14 protein-coding genes are annotated in these 17,655 nt (G+C 50.2%); 4 read left to right on the top strand and 10 right to left on the bottom strand.

The window, feature by feature from the left end; all coding sequences use genetic code 11:
* The first annotated feature begins 5 nt into the window (after nt 1-5).
* Together ACQUQM_RS11675 and ACQUQM_RS11670 are read left to right on the top strand one after the other, a co-directional pair.
* Nucleotides 6-755: an SDR family NAD(P)-dependent oxidoreductase gene (locus tag ACQUQM_RS11675; RefSeq protein ID WP_432474699.1), complete on the top strand. Its 750-nt coding sequence runs from the start codon at nt 6-8 to the stop codon at nt 753-755.
* Between the two features lie 366 nt (nt 756-1,121).
* Nucleotides 1,122-2,483: a Na+/H+ antiporter NhaC family protein gene (locus ACQUQM_RS11670; protein WP_432474698.1), complete on the top strand. Its 1,362-nt coding sequence runs from the start codon at nt 1,122-1,124 to the stop codon at nt 2,481-2,483.
* Nucleotides 2,484-2,549: 66 nt separating this feature from the next.
* On the opposite strand, the gene ACQUQM_RS11665 is transcribed toward ACQUQM_RS11670, so the two are convergent.
* Nucleotides 2,550-3,527 (bottom strand): AraC family transcriptional regulator ligand-binding domain-containing protein, encoded by a 978-nt coding sequence (locus tag ACQUQM_RS11665; protein WP_432474697.1) that lies wholly within the window; start codon nt 3,525-3,527, stop codon nt 2,550-2,552.
* A 203-nt stretch (nt 3,528-3,730) separates the two neighbouring features.
* On the opposite strand from ACQUQM_RS11665, the gene ACQUQM_RS11660 reads away from it, so the two are divergent.
* Nucleotides 3,731-4,831, top strand: a complete 1,101-nt coding sequence (locus tag ACQUQM_RS11660) for a zinc-dependent alcohol dehydrogenase (RefSeq protein ID WP_432474696.1) — start codon at nt 3,731-3,733, stop codon at nt 4,829-4,831.
* Between the two features lie 90 nt (nt 4,832-4,921).
* On the opposite strand, the gene ACQUQM_RS11655 is transcribed toward ACQUQM_RS11660, so the two are convergent.
* The gene (locus ACQUQM_RS11655; protein ID WP_432474694.1) at nt 4,922-5,599 is read right to left on the bottom strand and encodes an AroM family protein; all 678 of its coding nucleotides are present in this window, start codon (nt 5,597-5,599) and stop codon (nt 4,922-4,924) included.
* A gap of 29 nt (nt 5,600-5,628) precedes the next feature.
* Nucleotides 5,629-7,131: an aldehyde dehydrogenase family protein gene (locus tag ACQUQM_RS11650; RefSeq protein WP_432474692.1), complete on the bottom strand. Its 1,503-nt coding sequence runs from the start codon at nt 7,129-7,131 to the stop codon at nt 5,629-5,631.
* A 341-nt stretch (nt 7,132-7,472) separates the two neighbouring features.
* Here ACQUQM_RS11650 and ACQUQM_RS11645 point away from each other — a divergent pair, with 341 nt between their 5' ends.
* Nucleotides 7,473-7,880, top strand: coding sequence for a hypothetical protein (locus tag ACQUQM_RS11645; RefSeq protein WP_432474690.1), 408 nt, complete (start codon nt 7,473-7,475; stop codon nt 7,878-7,880).
* Nucleotides 7,881-8,065: 185 nt separating this feature from the next.
* On the opposite strand, the gene ACQUQM_RS11640 is transcribed toward ACQUQM_RS11645, so the two are convergent.
* From ACQUQM_RS11640 to ACQUQM_RS11610, 7 genes are all read right to left on the bottom strand, one after another.
* A complete protein-coding gene (locus tag ACQUQM_RS11640) occupies nt 8,066-9,076 on the bottom strand; it encodes an AraC family transcriptional regulator (RefSeq protein WP_432474689.1) in 1,011 nt (336 codons plus the stop codon).
* Between the two features lie 140 nt (nt 9,077-9,216).
* A complete protein-coding gene (locus ACQUQM_RS11635; protein WP_432474687.1) occupies nt 9,217-9,990 on the bottom strand; it encodes an SDR family NAD(P)-dependent oxidoreductase in 774 nt (257 codons plus the stop codon).
* On the bottom strand, nt 9,990-12,125 hold the full coding sequence (locus ACQUQM_RS11630; RefSeq protein ID WP_432474685.1) for a 3-hydroxyacyl-CoA dehydrogenase NAD-binding domain-containing protein: 2,136 nt from the start codon (nt 12,123-12,125) through the stop codon (nt 9,990-9,992). The genes ACQUQM_RS11635 and ACQUQM_RS11630 overlap by 1 nt, the downstream gene beginning before the upstream one ends.
* A 35-nt stretch (nt 12,126-12,160) precedes the next feature.
* Nucleotides 12,161-13,966 (bottom strand): acyl-CoA dehydrogenase, encoded by a 1,806-nt coding sequence (locus tag ACQUQM_RS11625; protein ID WP_432474684.1) that lies wholly within the window; start codon nt 13,964-13,966, stop codon nt 12,161-12,163.
* 300 nt (nt 13,967-14,266) lie between these two features.
* Complete coding sequence (locus ACQUQM_RS11620) at nt 14,267-16,048, bottom strand: PHA/PHB synthase family protein (protein ID WP_432474683.1); 1,782 nt, start codon at nt 16,046-16,048, stop codon at nt 14,267-14,269.
* Nucleotides 16,049-16,151: 103 nt separating this feature from the next.
* Nucleotides 16,152-16,361 carry a hypothetical protein gene (locus ACQUQM_RS11615; RefSeq protein WP_432474682.1) on the bottom strand — a complete coding sequence of 70 codons (210 nt, stop codon included), beginning with the start codon at nt 16,359-16,361 and terminating at the stop codon, nt 16,152-16,154.
* Between the two features lie 327 nt (nt 16,362-16,688).
* Nucleotides 16,689-17,654 carry a branched-chain amino acid ABC transporter permease gene (locus ACQUQM_RS11610; protein ID WP_432474681.1) on the bottom strand — a complete coding sequence of 322 codons (966 nt, stop codon included), beginning with the start codon at nt 17,652-17,654 and terminating at the stop codon, nt 16,689-16,691.
* Between the last annotated feature and the right edge of the window lies 1 nt (nt 17,655).

The following is a 17,655-nucleotide window of genomic DNA, read 5'->3' as shown; positions in this document are numbered from 1 at the left end:
TGCTTATGTTTGAGGTGAAAGGAAAGCGGGTTTTGATTACCGGCGGCGCTAGTGGAATTGGCCTGGCTTTGGTGAAGCACTTTCTTGCCGAAGGTGCCTGTGTGATTGCGGTAGATCTGCATGGCAGTGATGCGCTTACTGAAACTGACGCCGAACTGTTTACGGCGGATGTATCTGATGAAACTGAGTTGAGCGTGGCGCTGGAGAGAGCAGCTGAAAGCGGCGGTAAGCTGGATGTGGTGATTAATAATGCCGGCATCGCGTTACCCGAAGGGCGCTTTGAAGACGCTGACCTTTCGATACTCGAGAAAGTATTTAATGTAAATGTAAAAGGTGTTTACCTGGGTCTTAAATACGCGCCACGTTATATGAATGATGGCGGTAGTATTATCAACACTGGATCGGCAGCCGCACATATTACGATGCCGGAATATACCTCTTATTCAGTTTCCAAGAGTGGCGTGCTGGCGATGACCCGAACCGCTTCGCTGCAGTTAGGCAGCCGGGGTATCAGGGTCAATGCGGTGAGTCCGGGTACAGTGCTGACGCCGATGGAGTCGGTAGATGGACCGGAAGCTCGCATCAGCGTGCAGGCAACAGCATTAGAGCGCCCAGCCAATACTGATGACATTGTCGGGGTTTATCATTTTCTGGCTGCAGACGAGAGCCGTTATATCACCGGAAGTGAGATCCGGGTCGATGGTGGATGGGTTGCGGGTATGACCTATAAAACAATGGATAAAGTACTAAGTTAATTGTTATTGTTATTGTTATTTTTATTTTAATATAAATTTATATTGAGTTTGTTTGGTGTTTTGTCTGGGAAATAAAATGCACGGCAATATTGTTATTGCTGTGTTTTTCTGGTGTCTGTGTTTTTATTTATTGCTAGTGAAGTTTTTTGTTAACCCTTAGTGGTTATTCTTATTGGTTGTTTGTTTGTTTAGTCTTTTATTATTGCTAATAGATAATAATAAGGACGAGATAGTGATTGATAAAATAAATGAAGTTTTAAGGTGCGTGAGTTGTTTTTTAAACAGTACTCCTTTGCTGTTTTCAGAACCGTCTTTGGTAACGGTTAATAAATCTGATTTAAACAGTAAATAACGGGAGATATTGATATGGAAGCTTATGGCGCTTATGCAATTTTTCCCACCCTGGTGGTTTTGATTGTTGCCCTCGTAACTAAACGCACGATCGAATCCCTGCTCGCCGGTGTAGTGGTCGGGCTACTGATGATCTCTCCTGCTGAGCTGGTATCGGGTTTTGCCAATGTCGCTCTGGCGACAATGCGTGATGACACTATTGGCTGGATCATCCTGGTCTGTGGTTTCTTTGGTAGTCTGATTGCGTTACTGATCAAAACCGGTAGTGCGGTCTCTTTCAGTGACTATATGGCGCACTTTGTTAAGTCACGTCGTAGCAGCCTGGTGGTCACCTGGATCCTTGGCCTGATTATTTTTATTGATGATTACCTGAATGCTCTGGCGATCAGTTCATCAATGAAGAAAGTCACAGACAAATTTAAAGTATCTCGTGAGATGCTGGCCTACATTGTCGATTCAACTGCGGCACCGATCTGCGTGTTGGTTCCATTTTCCACCTGGGCTATCTTTTTTGCAGGCCTGCTGGAAGATAACGGCGTGGCAGGGAAAGGCGAGGGCCTGAGTGTTTATATCGATGCTATTCCTTATATGTTCTATGCCTGGGTGGCGGCGATAATTGTCCCACTGGTGGCATTCGGAAAGTTCCCGCTGATGGGGTCTATGAAAGCGGCTGAAATGCGAGCTCGAGGTGGTGAGGTGGTTCCTCCCGGCGTTGTGGAACTTGATCTGACTGTTGCGCCTGGCGAAAGTCTGAGTTCGGCCCGTACTAAGCCAGCACTGTACAATTTCTTTGTACCTATCATGGCTCTGATCTTTTTCACCTGGTATTTCGATGTCGATATCCTGCGCGGTGTGGTTGTTGCGTTGGCGATTACGGTCGTACTTTACATGTCACAGCGTCTGATGAGCTTTAACGAGATCTTCGATACCGGAATGGAAGGCTTTAAGTCGATGATGGTACCGCTGGGAACCGTTGTCGCGGGCTTTATGCTTAAGGATGTAAACGATTCTCTGGGTCTGACCATGTATGTGATCGACACGGTTAAACCGATGATGACACCCGAATTATTGCCGATGGTGGTCTTTCTGGTGATGGCACTGATCGCTTTTGCAACGGGTTCATTCTGGGGCATGCTGGCTGTTGCATTACCTATCGTAATGCCTTTGGCGATCGCTATGGATGCCCATCTGCCACTGGTTATCGGTGCTTTGATGTCAGCTGCGGCCTTTGGTAGCCACGCCTGCTTCTATGGCGACTCCACCGTACTATCCGCTCAGGGCAGTGGTTGTACGCCGATGCAGCATGCATTGACGCAATTGCCATACGCTATGCTGGCAGCGGCAGTTGCCAGTGTGATGTTCTTCTTTGCTGCGTGATTGAGACTCCTGAATCATCGAAGAGCCCGTAGCGTATAGCTACGGGCTTTTTTATTTCTGCTTAATTTAAACCTGCTTGCTGAGGCTGGATATGATTGTACTCCGATAATTGCCAGGGCTTTGTCCGTAGTAACGGCAAAAAGCGGTATGAAATGTAGCAGGTTGTGAGTATCCCAGTAGATAGGCGATCTCTTTCACCTGCATTGACGTCGATGTCAGGTATTGGTGGGCTAGTCGCATCCTCAGATCTAAGGCGATCTGCCTGAAACTGGTATTTTCCCGATAGATTCGGGCACGCAGGGTGCGGGCCGGTATATGTAGCCAGTCGGAGACTTCTTCCAGTGAAGCACTGACTTTCAATCCGTATATCAATGCACGCTGTACCCTCGCTACTATGTTATCCGGTTGATGAGCCTTCAGCAGTTTCTCGCATTGCCTCTCACACAGTTCAGCAACCTCTCCGGCGGCTGTTCGCAGGGGAAAGTGCAACCATTCAGTCGGGAAAGAAACGGCGCATCGGTTCCGTTTAAATTCCAGCTGACATGGAAAGTTAGCACTACCTCTGGGCCAGTAGTCGGGTTTGGCAAAATCCAGCTCTAAACTTACATGCGCCAGGTTGACTGAATCACCAAGAAGCAGCTCAAGCATACGCCAGTAACCTGAGATGAACTCTTCACCGATATCGATACGCTCATGCAGGTGATCCTGTGCCACGACGGGCGTCAGAACTAATCGCTGCCCCTGTTGTTCCAGTTGCTGATGAATTAAAAAACGGTCAGTGGTCAGCTGCTGGAATCGGATTGAACGCTCCACCGCATCCTTCAGATTCCGACTGGATGCGACTGCATAACCGGCCAGGCCAAAGTCTGATAACTGTATCTGCCTGTAATAGCGAAGGGTGATGTCAGGCATACCAAGTTGTCTTAATCGCAGCAGCAATTTATCTAAATCTCTGAAGTGCAGCTGCTTCTGTTCCAGATCGTCCCGCGATAACTCCAGAGACGCCAGTGCCTGATTAAAAAGTACTGGCTTAATTGCATCCACAGTTTGCTGAATTCTGTTTAAAAAGCGGTGAACAACAGTGTTTGTTTCCCCTGTGAAGAGAGGTGGATCTGAGGCATTCATAAGTAATGATTCGTATGTCTTAAATATAAATTGGCATGTCTTAAATGTAATTTATGGACCGCCATCTGTCGATTAATATTTCTCTTAACAATAAGTAATTACTAACTTTCAGGAGAAAGCTTATGTGTGAAAAGAACCGGGTGCTGAAGATTGAACAGGGCAAAGCGGAAGTTGTTGAGCTGCCGATGCCGCACCCTGAAGCGGGCTTTGTAGTGGTACGGCAGACAGTTGCGCCAAACTGTATTGAGCATCGCATTCATAAAACCGGCTTCTACGAGTTTCATGAGTCGCCAACCCATGCTGGTCATGAAGGTGTTGGGGTGATCCATGAACTGGGGCCGGGTGTAACCGACTGGCAGGTGGGTGACCGGGTTGTGGTGTTTCAGGGGTGGGCCTGTGGCAAGTGCTGGGTCTGTGAAAATGGCCTGGGCGCCACGCACTGTATTAATCTGAAACTGCCACCTGAAGTTGAAGAGTTTAACCAGGCGGCATCAGGCGGCAACGGTTTCTGTGAGTACCGCCTGGTACCGGTAAACATGCTTACGCCTATTCCCGATGAGCTGGACGACAAATATGCTTCGGCAGCTAATTGCCTGATCGGCTGTACCTATTCGCCGGTGCGGGAATATAACATTACCAAAGAGCATGTCTGCTTAGTCGGCGGTGTTGGTTTTATCGGCCTGGCGACCATCGTTAACCTCAAATACCGTGGTGCGAAAGTGATCGTGCTGGGGCGTGACGAGAAACGGATGCAAGCCGCAATGGAGATCGCCGAAGCAGACCATTTTGTTAATCCTGAAGATCCGGACTGGCTGGAGCAGGTACAAGCCCTTACGCCCCATGGTCGAGGTGTGGATTTTGCCTTTGAGTGCTCCGGTTATCCCTATTACCAGCAGAAATGCCTGGATGGTCTGCGCCACTATGGCACGCTGATTCTGTTGGGCTATGCGGCTCATGAAGGGCCCGAGCTGAAGTGGGATCTGAATACTGAATCCGGTCTGTGCTGGGGGCATAAACATATCACCGCGCACTTTGATGTGAACTTTAATCATCGTGAGGATATTCTGCGTACTTTGTGTGATCCCTGGATGCAGTCAAAAGTGGATCAGCTGGTGACCCATACCTTCCCGATGTCGAAAGCTGCAGAGGCATTTGAGTTGCTCAATAACCGGGGAAGTTCAGAGGAGTTTATCGGAAAAGTGCATTTTATACCGGGGGAATAGGCTGCATTTTATTCCGGGAGAGTGATCACCCATAAAAAGATGGCGAGCAACCCGGTTTGGGGAGCTCGCCAGTAAGATGGATTATGGTGCTTAAACCTGTCCGTAGGCCTCATCCAGTAATTTTCCCATCACAGACATCGGCAGCAGTATCGGCTTACCGGTGGCCTTTCTTACCTGTTGCCAATGATCGCGGGTGAAGGCAAGGCAGTCCAGAACGATCAGTTCCGCCCCTTGTTCAACCAATTTCACACAGGCTGCAGTGAGTTCATCAAGGCTGTTTTCATGCGGCGAGATAGTCGTGTTGAGCACTGGAACATCCAGTGCCTGCCAGTGCTTTATCTCCTCTACGGCAGTGTTACTGTCAGGCAGTACAACACCGAGGGCCGCTCCCCTGGGAAGCAACGCGACAGCGTTTGCTTCCATTACCCGGTTGGGGCATATCACACCGGGTAGCGTTTCGAGGGAGTGCCAGGGCAAGGTACAGCACATCATAACCGTATCTGTGCCATCAGCTTTGAGGGTTTCAATCACGCTCCTGGCGCGCTGATCGATCTGCTTATGATCGATATATAACCATTCGCCATCACTGAGCTCTACCGGTACACCTGTTGCGATAGGATCTGCTGCCATTTCGCGCAGCTGGGTGTCACTCAGGCCATCGAGTGCGCCAGAAATGTTGTACTCGGCATCTGTTTCAAGATGCTGACGTACAAACTCTGCAATCTCCCCGGAATAACGGGAGTACAGAACGACTTCTACTTTATTCATACAGAGTCTCTCCTGTCACGTTGTTCCGTTCAGACCTTGATCCAGACGCCCTTGGTTTCCAGGAAGTGCTCCAGCTGTTCAGGGCCCAGGTCATTGCCAATACCGGACTGCTTGAAACCGCCGAAAGGCATAGCCGGATCACCCGGATCGTGGATGTTTACCCATACACTGCCCGCATCCATCTGCGGTATCAGGCGGTGTGCGCGGGACAGATCCTGAGTCCATATGCTTGCCGCCAGGCCGAAAATGCTGTCGTTGGCCAGAGTCATCGCTTCCTCTTCAGTGTCGAATGGCGCCATCACCAGCACCGGACCGAAAATCTCTTCCTGTACGATAGTCATATCGTTAGTGCAATCGGCGAACAGCGTTGGCTGAATAAAGTGGCCAGCACCGTCCAGTGGGCTGCCGCCTGTTATCAGCTTAGCACCCTGCGTAATACCCTGGTCAATATAACCCATGATGCTATTGCGTTGACCGGCAGAGATCACAGGCCCCATAACGCCGGTTGGATCAAGGCTTGGCGCAAGCTTAATGCTTTCAGCAATCGCTTTAACTTTTTCTACTGCCTCATCATAGCGGGAGCGGTGCACATAAAGACGGGAACCTGCAGAACAGACCTGACCCGCATTGAAATAAACGCTGTTTAAAGTCGCTCGTGCTACGGCGTCGATATCAGCATCTTCGAACGCGACCATTGGCGATTTTCCGCCAAGCTCCAGCGTCATGTGAGCGACATTATTCACCGCCGCAGCGCCGACCATTTTGCCTACCGGGGTGGAACCGGTGAAGGATACCTTCGCCACATCCGGATGGGCGACCATGTGATTACCCACCACAGACCCTTTACCAGTGACGATATTGATCGCGCCCCTTGGCAGGCCTGCTTCAACGCAAAGCTCCATCAGGTAGAGCATCGACAGGGATGTCAGCTCTGCAGGCTTAAGTACCACTGAACAGCCCACCGCTAAGGGTGCAGCCAGCTTCCAGACCGCCATGGCAAATGGCCAGTTCCAGGGCACGATAGCACCGACCACGCCAACCGGTTCTTTACGGGTATAAGTTACGCACTCAATCGGAAAAGAGGTTTCGCGGGTGGCACCCTGAATCTTGGTGGCCCAGCCTGCGAAGTATTCAAAGGTGTTAGCGCCGACATTGATATCGACGTTTTTGCAGCCGGTGATCGCTTTACCGCTGTCCAGACTTTCGATCTCGGCCAGAGTCTGGGCGTTCTTGCGGATCAGCTCGGCGATACGGCGCAGTACCTGCTCACGATCACGGGGTGTGAACTTAGACCATTCGCCGCGCTTCATCGCATGTTTTGCTGCCGCGACAGCGACATCGACGTCATCAGCAGTGCCTAAAGGGATCTCTGCCAGCTGACCGCCGGTCGACGGATCTTCTACCCGGGCCATCTGATGATTGCCATCGATGAACTGACCATCGATAAACATACGTTTTGGTTGCTCAAGGAAGCGCAGTGTTTCGTTGGTAACACCGAACTGATCAATCAGAGCGCGAACATTCGCATCCATAATTATCTGCCTTTTTATTTTGGGTCAAACGACGTTGATAGTTGTGTAGCTACTTATCTGGTCTGCGGAATTGCTGTTGCTGGTATGCATGAATACTGGGCAAAACCAGACAGTGACGAATAACTATTTAAGCATGGAGCCCTGAGGATTGAGTTACCACGTACAGGGTACGGGAACGTGATATTCATCTTTGTTCGTAAGACTGTTGTGTGTCTTGAAACATGAGTGGGGCAAGCCGGCTTGGTACTGTTATGGAGAAGTAGGGGGATATCCATAGACTACTATTTAGGCATAGATTGGATGATGATTTTTTATGTTTATTGATAAGCAGGAAACAGGTGATGTTATCCGCGAGTAAGCAAGCTGGGACTCAAAGGCTCGACTGTCTTCTGGAATATTCACATAATGTCAGCGAGGCTTTTGATAATAGGGTTTTGTTTAACTCCCTGCATCTGCTTCTGGCTGAGAATAACCGGTTTTTAATCGAAGAGATTCAGAGCCGGGCGGTTATTTATGACCGCTATTATATCGGCGATGGAGATGAAGAAAATGCATTTATTCAACTGACTATCACCTCAACTTCGACCCTGGATAAGCGCCTGAAAGTCGAGCTTGGCGATAAAGTTATGGCACTGTTGGAAGCAGAGTTTAGCTATTCGATAGGGCAGTTGAACTGCACTGTCACAGTAAGGATTAACGAGATTTCGGCATTGGATTACTGTCATTCAACCAACAAGGTAGTCAGATAATTGTACCTAGGTACAACACAGCCTCTGGCGGTAAAGCATAATATCTCAGCTGTTGAGATATGCAGAGGGAAGTTTGTGAACTACTGGGCATCGATTAAATATTCCCAATTTTTGGTTCTGTAAAGCTAGGTGAGGCTCTTGCTTCACCACCCTACATGTTCGATAAAAACGGGTAATAAGTGAGTTTAGCAGGCCTGATTGCGATATATGCCGGGTGCAACTCCGGTCCAGTTAATGAACGCGCGGGTGAATGAGGAAGGTTCACTGAACCCCAGTTGGGTTGAGATATGAACCAGAGGCTGAGTGTTCTGATTTAAAAGCTGGATAGCGGCTTCATAGCGTATCTGATGTTTAATAGTTTGGAAACTGGTACCTTCCTCTGCCAGCTTTCGCCTTAATGTGCGACTGGTCATATGCAGCTGGCTGGCGATCAGATTCATTTGTGTTTTATTGAAATTACTATTCGCTCTCAGCAGATCGACCACTTTTCTGCTGTATGTAAGATGAAAGCTTTCTTTATCAAACCAGATCAGTGGTGCGCGTTTGATAAAAGGCCTTAATGTCTCGGGCGTTTGTACGATGGGCTGATCCAGAAATGCTGCCGGGAATTCCAGATGATTCGTTGCCTGATTGAATTTAACGGGACCGGGAAAAGGTAAATAGCTTTCACCCGGGCCGGCTTGTTGCGGGTAATCGAGGCCAATACAGTCAATAGGTATCGGCTTACCTATCAACCAGTTGGTAAAACGCAGCCATACGAATAACAGGTACTCTCTGAGCAGAAAATCAGCATCTGATTCAGTTGTGGCCAATTCAAGGCTAAACCGGGCGGTGTTATCTTTTTCAGTTAGCCGCAGGTTGATCGCTTTACTGACCAGACTGTAAAAATGGCAACTCTGATCCAGCGCTGTACGCAGATCAGGACTGTCAATGACATGGTTGGCCATCAGCGAAAAGACACCCGATTTCGAGGGATGGCTGGCCATGTTCAGAAACTCGTCGTTACTCGCAGTAATAACGGCTTTGATTAGTTGTGCAAACTGTATCGGGGTGACTCTGGCCTGCGGTGTTATCAGCAGTGCTTCGTCAATATCCAGGGCTTGCAGGATAAGTCGATAATCCACGCCTCTGTTCAGGCAGCCTTTGATGAGTGCCTGAACTGAACGGGCAGTGATGGAATTACATTCTTTGCTCATAAGGAAACCAGCAGATCTTTTGGTATGGCAGCCATTTGCTCAGATTGAGGTTGTTTACTCTGACTGAGTCTGGTTGCCTTAACAGAACGGTTTGCAGGGAGTTCCCAGCAAACCATTTTGAGCGGAGGGCGAGTGTCGCCTTAGAGCGGGTTAACTACCTGCCCGCCATCCACTGTTATAACCGAACCGGTCATAAAGGATCCTGCCTCGCTTGCAAGTAATAGCAGGGGGCCTTCCAGTTCCTCCAGCTGGCCCAGTCGGCGCATTGGCATTTTTTGTTTGATGTAGCTTTTTCCCTGTTCGCTGGTGAAGAACTGATCATTCATTTCGGTCTGGATATAGCCCGGCGCAATAGCATTAACTCTTATGTTGTGGCGTGCGAGCTCAAGTCCAAGCGCTTTGGTCAGCTGGATGACGCCGGCTTTAGCCGTGGCGTAATGGCTGAGTTTGGGGGCGACGCGTAAACCCAGGATGGAAGCAATATTAATAATACTGCCGCCTTTTCCCGCTTTAATCAGCCGCTGAGATGCCTCTTGTGTCAGGCGCCAGACCGATTTCAGATTCGTATCCATCATAAAATCCCAGGCTTCTTCGCTCATATCCAGAAAGTCGCGGGGATCGCCGATGCCGGCATTATTAACCAGAATATCGATGCCGCCCAACTGGGCTTCCGCTGTATCAAAAGCCGCTTTAATACTGGTGCTGTCAGTCACATCCATTACGACGGGTAAGGCTTTGCCCCCGGCAGACTCAATCTCAGCAGCAAGGGTTTGCAACCGATCGGCACGCCGGGCGCTGATGATAACAGTGGCTCCGGCTCCGGCCATTAGCCGGGCAAAATGCTGGCCCAGTCCACTGGACGCGCCAGTGATCAGAGCGGTTTTACCTTTAAGCGAAAAAAGTTCTGTATTCATTATGAGTGCTCCGGTTGAGAGGGTTTTAGCTGGCAGGTTGCAAAGGTATTACCCCGGGAAACAAGATCGACCAGGAGTGGAGAGGGTTTGAACCACATCTCGCCATAGCTACCCAGCTGTTTTTGGTACTTCTGGATACCGGCAAGTACTTTGTCGAGCCCGGTTTCGTCGGCGAACTGCATTGGACCACCGCGCCAGGCCGGGAAGCCGTAGCCGTTGACCCAGACGATATCGCAGTCGCCGGAGCGGTAAGCAATGCCTTCACTCAGAATCTCCGCACCTTCGTTAACCAGACTGTAGATGCAGCGCTCGAAGATCTCTTGATCGGAAATATCTCTGCGTTCAATACCCAGCTCACTGGCCAATTGTGCGGCGAGTTGCACTACTTCGTCATCTTCCTGCTTATCACGCCCCTGATAGATGTAGAAGCCGCGTCCGGTTTTCTGGCCGTAACGCCCAAGCTCATAGAGTTTGTCGGCGATTTTATTATAAGAAGGATCGTGGGCTATGGCGTCACGGCGGGTATTGCGTATCAGGTAACCGACATCGATACCTGCCAGGTCGTACATGGATAGAACGCCCATGGCCAGGCCAAACTGGTTCATGACGCCGTCGATCTGTGCCGGGCTTGCGCCTTCCAGAACCAGACGATGTGCTTCCCGGGCATAGGGTTCCAGCATGCGGTTTCCAACAAAGCCGAAGCAGACTCCCACGACAACGGGAACTTTGCCTATGGTCCTTGCCATCTTCAGGGTGGTGACAATGACGTCCGCTGCGGTGCTGTCGCCGCGAACAATCTCAAGCAAGCGCATCACATTAGCAGGACTGAAAAAATGCAGGCCGATTACGTCCTGCGGGCGTTGGGTGATGCTGGCGATCTCATTTATATCCAGGGTGGAGGTGTTGGTAGCGAGAATGGCGCCCGGCTTGCAGACCTCATCCAGCTTTTTGAATACCTGATGTTTGATCTCCATGCTTTCAAACACCGCTTCAATCACCAGGTCTACGTCCGCAAGGTCGTCATAATTGAGGGTCCCCTGCAACAATTCCATCCGTTGTTCGACCTGCTCGGAGGAGATCCGACCTTTTTGCGCGGAGATCTCATAATTTTTGCGTACCAGATCCAGACCCCGTTGCAGGGACTCTTCCCTCACTTCAAGCAGTGTTACCGGGATGCCCGCATTGACGAAGTTCATGGCGATACCGCCACCCATGGTGCCAGCTCCAATCACCGCGACTTTGTTGATTGAACGTGGCACGGTATCAGGGTCTACGCCGGGAATTCTGGTGGCTTCACGTTCAGCAAAGAACAGGTGTTGCTGGGCACGCGCCTGGGGCGTATCCATACAGGCATTGAACAGCTCATGTTCTTTTTCCAGACCTTCTGCCAGAGGTAGTGAACAAGCACTTTCCACCGCCTGAATACACTGTTCCGGGGCGAAATAACCACGGCTTTTACGCGCAATGGAAGCTCTGAACTCAGTAAAGAAATTTTCCGACAGATCAGTGGTGTCTACAGTCATTCCGGCACAAGGACGAAGTTGTTCTTGGTCAGCGATAAGCGATCGGGTATAACGGATAGCAGCGCCTAATAAATCCCCCTTGGCTTCGACAACCTGATCGACCAGTCCTGATTGACCGGCTTGCTGGGCGGTAATAGGTTTACCGCTGGTAATCATCTGCAAGGCGATTTCAGGCGTTGTTAGTCGCGGTAAGCGTTGGGTGCCGCCGGCGCCTGGCAACAAGCCCAGATTAACTTCGGGCAGACCCAGCTTAGTGCTGGGGGATGCAATACGGTAATCGCACGCCAGAGCCAGCTCCAGGCCGCCACCGAGGGCTATCTTGTTGATTGCCGCAACGGTCAGCTTTGCTGATTCATCTATCATGTTGCAAAGCTGGGGTAGGCTCGGCTCCTGCCAGGGCAGGTCTGTACCGAATTCTGTGATATCTGCTCCGGCGCTGAATAATGCGGGGGAGGTCAGTATAATCGCTTCTACTTTTTCATCTGCCAGCGCCTGCTGATATTCCGCTTGAATAGAGCTACGCAGTGTCAGGCCCAGAGAGTTCACCGGTGGGTTGTTCAGCGTAATGATCGCGATATTGCCGCGTAGTTCGTATCGTACTTGTTCGGTCATTGTATGTTTTCCGTTTGTGCTAATTGGGCAGTTTCTCAGAACCAGTTGTCCTGCATGTCGAAGCAGACAGAATTGCCCCCTTTGAGTAACTCTGCCTGTGGCTCGATAGCGGGCAGTTCCCACTCGATGTAGTAACGGGCTGCTTGCAGTTTGCCGTGATAAAAGTTGCGTTTTTGTTCGCTGATGTGCTCCGATTGCAGGCCTGTGGCTGCAGCGATTGCCTGACGTAGCCAGATCCAGCTGGCTACAATCCGACCGAACAGGTCCAGATAGACCGTGGCGTTGGCCAGTCCCCGGTCCAGATTTTCATTCAACTGTTCGCGCAGAGAGGTGGTGACCTCGTTCAGGGTCGTAATAGCGTCTGCCAATCCCTTTACCAGGCTGCGGGTTTGCTCCAGATCTTTGGCTTCATTCAGGGTTGCCATTACCTCGTCGCGGAACAGGTTGTAACCGGCCATCTGCTTCATGAAGACTTTGCGACCCAACAGGTCCAGACCGTGAATCGCTTCAGTTCCCTCGTGGATAGGGTTGAGACGGTTGTCGCGGTAGTACTGCTCTACCGGGTACTCCCGCGTATAACCAGAGCCTCCCAGTACCTGAATGGCTAATTCGTTCGCTTTTAAAGCGTATTTTGAGGGCCAGGACTTAACCATGGGAGTGAGCAGGTCCAGCAAGGTTGCTGCGCGTAGTCGTTCTGCTTCAGTTTCAGCCGTATGCTGATCTTCAAACAGGCTGCTGGCGAATAGGCAGAGTGATAGTGCACCTTCTGAATAGGCCTTCTGGGCCAGTAGCATGCGGCGAACATCTGCATGCTCGACGATATTGACCTGCTTGCTTTGCGGATCTTTGTTTGTGGCCAGGCGACCTTGCGGGCGTTCCCGTGCATAGCTAAGTGAGAGGTTGAAGCCCTGGTAGCCCAGCGCTGCTGCGCCCAGGCCGACACCGATACGTGCCTCGTTCATCATCTGGAACATGTACTGCAGCCCCTTGTGCGGCTCGCCGACCAGATAGCCAATCGCACCGCCTTTTTCACCGAAATTGAGTGCTGTGGAGGTGGTGTTTCTGTAGCCCATCTTGTGTAGGAGACCGGCCAGTGAAACATCGTTTCGTTCACCGATGGATCCATCCTCGTTAAGCAGGAATTTGGGGCAGACAAACAGGGATATACCCTTTACCCCAGTCGGTGCGCCCTTGATCTTGGCGAGTACCATATGCACGATGTTGTCGGTCAGTTCATGGTCGCCGCCGGAGATAAACATCTTGCTGCCTTTAATCAGGTAGTGGCCTGCATCGGTAGGTTCGGCGACTGTCTTTATATCGGCCAGGGCTGACCCCTGGCCCGGCTCAGTCAGGGCCATGGTGCCACTGAAGCGTCCTTCCATCATCGGTGGGAGGAACTGGTCTTGCAGTGACTGACTGGCAAAGGATTTGATCAGGTTAGCCGTGCCGATACTGAGGAACGGATAGCCTGTTGTGGCGATATTAGCCGCGTTGAAATAAGCCATACTGCTGCGCAACACAACTTCCGGTAATTGCATGCCGCCATCTTCAAAGCTGTGCTGGGCGGCCAGAAAACCGGCCTCGGCGAATGCGTCCCAGGCAGCCTTGGTTTCCGGGATCAGCTCTACTTTCTCACCATCAAAGGTGGGCTCATGGGTATCCCCCTTTTGATTCATGGGTGCAAAGTACTTCTCTGCCACCTTACGTGCTGTGTCCAGGGTGGCATCGAATACTTCGCGGTTATGTTCTTGATACTGAGGTCGTTGGAGCAGGGCTTCGGTATCCAGTACTTCGTACAGTTGAAACTCGATATCCTGTTCGTTTAATAATTGTTCTGACATGGCTTGTTCCTCAAAATTGGGGGCTGGTATCCGCACCAGATTCCGTTACATATGTTGTATTAAAATGGCTGGTCAAGAGCGTCCATCCATAGGTGGATTTATGGGTGGAATCTGCGTTAGGGGTTGAGATAAATGATGCTGTATCTCATACCTCCCCAGGATTGTTGATTGTTGTTGCCGGTTAACTGGCGGCGTTAGAAGAGTGCGACAAGCCCCTGTTGATCAGAGGCCGGCGCGCCTTAATGGCTATTGCAGTGGCTTCGTAAGAGCCGATCATTGATGAATATATCCAGGGCAGCCTTAGTACTGGAGTACATAGGTACCAGGTGCATCGCAGAGTGCCTCATAGCCTTTGCCTGGTGCGCCAAGGTTTTTGGTTGCTGTTTTTTTCTCTTCGCTATGCGCCATTAGCCAATGCTCCCAGGCTGGCCACCAGGAGCCTTCGAAGTCTGGGGCTTGCTCAATCCAGGTATCGGGGTTTAATGGTTCCTGACCGTTGTGGCGGGTCAGCATTTGGTAACTGCGTCGTGGATGACTTGGGCCACTGACGATCCCGGCGTTGTGACCGCCTGTGGTCAGGAGAAAGGTCACCTCTGTATTGCTGGCTGATTGATCGATTTTAAATACGGACTGCCATGGCGCAACGTGATCCGTTACTGTCCCGACAACAAACATCGGAACCTGGATATCGGCGAGATCAATCGGAGCATCCTGTACCTGGAGGCGGCCCATTGCGAGATCGTTGTTTAGATACAACCGTCGCAGGTATTCGGAGTGCATACGGTAGGGCATACGTGTACCGTCTGAGTTCCACGACATCAGGTCATTCATTGACGGACGCTCACCATGCAGATACTTTTGCACCATTGGGCTCCAGATAAGATCTTCTGCGCGCAGTGCCATGAAAGAGGCACCCATCTGCTTGCTGTCAAGATAACCGGTGTTTGCCATCGTTTCGTCTAATGCCTGAAGCAGCTTGTCGTTGATAAACAGACGCATTTCGCCGGCTTCGGTAAAATCGGTCTGGGCTGCAAGTAGCGTGATGCTTTGCAGACGGTCATCGCCATCCCTGGCCATTGCTGCTGCACCGATTGATAAAAGGGTTCCCCCAATGCAATAGCCAACCGCTTGAACTTTGTTATCAGGTACTATGGTGGTTACGGCATCCAGCGCTTTCATCAAGCCAAGATCCAGATAGTCATCCATACCGATGTCCCGATCCTCTTTAGTAGGATTAAGCCAGCTTATGGCGAATACAGTATGGCCCTGATCAACCAGATATTTGATCATCGAGTTGTGTGGCGAAAGATCGAGGATGTAATATTTCATGATCCAGGCCGGTACGATAAGTACAGGGTTTTTAGAAACATCCCGGGTCTGGGGCTCATACTGGATCAGTTCTATCAGTCGATTGCGGTAGATGACTTTTCCCGGGGTAACCGCGACCTCTTTACCCGGGCGGTGCTGCTTTGAAATCTGAGGTTTGTTTTCCCGCTCGTTCTGCCTGTCTTCCTGAGCAATCTTCATTCCGCGGTGCAAGTTTTCGCCCTTTTCCGCCATTGTGCGGGCCAGGGTTTCTGGATTGGTATGGGGGTAGTTATAGGGTGACAGGCTGGTATAGAGCTGAGATGACATGAAATTAACCAGGCTCTCACTTTCATCGCTCAGATCTTTAATATCTGTGAATAGCGTTTGCCGCCATTCATCCAGCATCAAATACCACTGTGAGGAGATGTTATAAGGCCATTGCTGCCATTCTTTGCCTGAAAACTGGCGCCGTTGACGCAGTGGATCGGGGCTGGAGGTATCCTGGGCGTATATCATGAATTCTGTCATGTCAGTACGAAACTTTGTTTCCAGTGCCTTAAGCTTATCTGTATCAGCACTTAAGCAATGAAGCCACTCACTAAACGACTTCATAATATGCTCAGGTGGCACACCACCAAACATCTTCTGCAACATAATACGGATAATAGCGTCATTATTATCAGTTCCGTTCAGGGTGTTGTTGGTTTGCTCGGACGTTTGACTCTCATCATTGATAGCAGGATAAAAATCGAACAGATCGTTGCCGGTAAGCATGACTAATTCTTCCTTCATTCGAAATGAATGTTTGCATGGCGTTCAGGGTTAGGGAGTAGTTAAGAGTTTGAAGGTGAGCCTGAAGATGTCCGGTTCTGCTGTTTTAACTCATACTTTTTTCGGTGTTGCCTATCTGATTCAGTACTGCGCTGGCAGTAGCCAGGCTCATATTTGTCTCAATCAATGTGAGATTGTTCTTCTGGATGTAGCTCAGAACCTGAGATATAAGCAAGATGTTTTGCTTTGAGTCTTTGCTTTGAACTGCTTCATCTAGCATGCTTTCCAACTGTGGGTGACGATCGAAATCGGTCATAGCTAATCTCCCATAAGGTGTTGAGCTCCCTGATTGTCAGGCCGGGAGGTTGGTATCCATTTACGGTGCTGTTTCAATGCCTTATTTTTAGCAAGCCTGGGGCGCTGATAATTCAACCCTGGGGTGGATTGTCAGGTGGATATTTAAGGGGGTGGGTGGAGGCTTGTGGTGCGCAGTTGCAACCTAACCCCCTCTGGATGTCTTGGTTCATATCTTGAGAGAGCTTCCTGAGAGGCGAGGAGATAACTCCTCGCCAGGTTTAATTACAGCCCTGAAGCTATCATGGATAAACTGGTTCCGGCAGAAAGCAGGTATTAATACCTGATGTTAAAAATTCTCCTTAATCAATTTTTGCAACTGACCTACGATCCCGCTACGAAATACCAGAACGCATATAACAAAAATTAATCCCAGGATAACCGGTACCCATGTCCCCAAGGGACCTGAAGCCAGATGGTTTTGCAATGTCACAACTGTAGCGGCGCCTACGACCGGTCCGAAGATAGTTCCCATGCCCCCCAGCAGGGTCATCAGCACAACCTCGCCGGACATATGCCAATGTGCATCAGTCAGGGAGGCAAGCTGGAATACCAATGTTTTGGTGGCGCCAGCCAGTCCAGCCACTCCAGCAGATATGACAAAGGCTAGCAGTTTGTATTTCTTAACGTCATATCCCAGCGAGATAGCTCTTGGCTCATTTTCACGTATTGCCTTTAAAATCTGGCCGAAAGGGGAGTGGATAGTGCGATGGATAAGGGTAAATCCTGCCACGAACACTGCCAGTACAAAGTAGTACATTGATAGATTATTATCTAAGTCAAACAATCCAAACAGATAGCCACGGGGTACGCCCTGAAGCCCGTCCTCGCCGCCGGTGAATGGGGCTTGCAGGAAGAGAAAAAACAGCATCTGTGACAGTGCCAGAGTAATCATCGCAAAATAGATACCCTGTCGTCTGATCGCCAGAATACCAAAAATGGCTCCTATTGCAGTTGCTGCAGCAGTCCCGGCAAGGATGCCGATTTCTGGTGTTAGTGAGTAGGTTGAGAGTAAATAACCGGTGACATAACCGCCCGTGGCGAGAAACGCGGCGTGGCCAAATGATAATAATCCTACATAGCCCAGAATCAGATTGAAGGCGCAGGCAAACAGGGCAAAGCACAATACTTTCATCAGGAATACAGGATAGATAGCCAGAGGTGCTATAAGTGCTAGCACCAAGAGCAGGCCGTAGCCAGGCTTGTAAACTCTGCTCCAGGTTTTTACTTTGCTGACGCTTTGTATGGCAGACATA

Origin of the sequence: Amphritea sp. HPY (assembly GCF_050870985.1) — a bacterium.
Taxonomy (GTDB): Bacteria; Pseudomonadota; Gammaproteobacteria; order Pseudomonadales; family Balneatricaceae; genus Amphritea.
The sequence above is the reverse complement of the archived record's forward strand: the minus strand, read 5'-3'. Positions and strand labels throughout refer to the sequence as shown.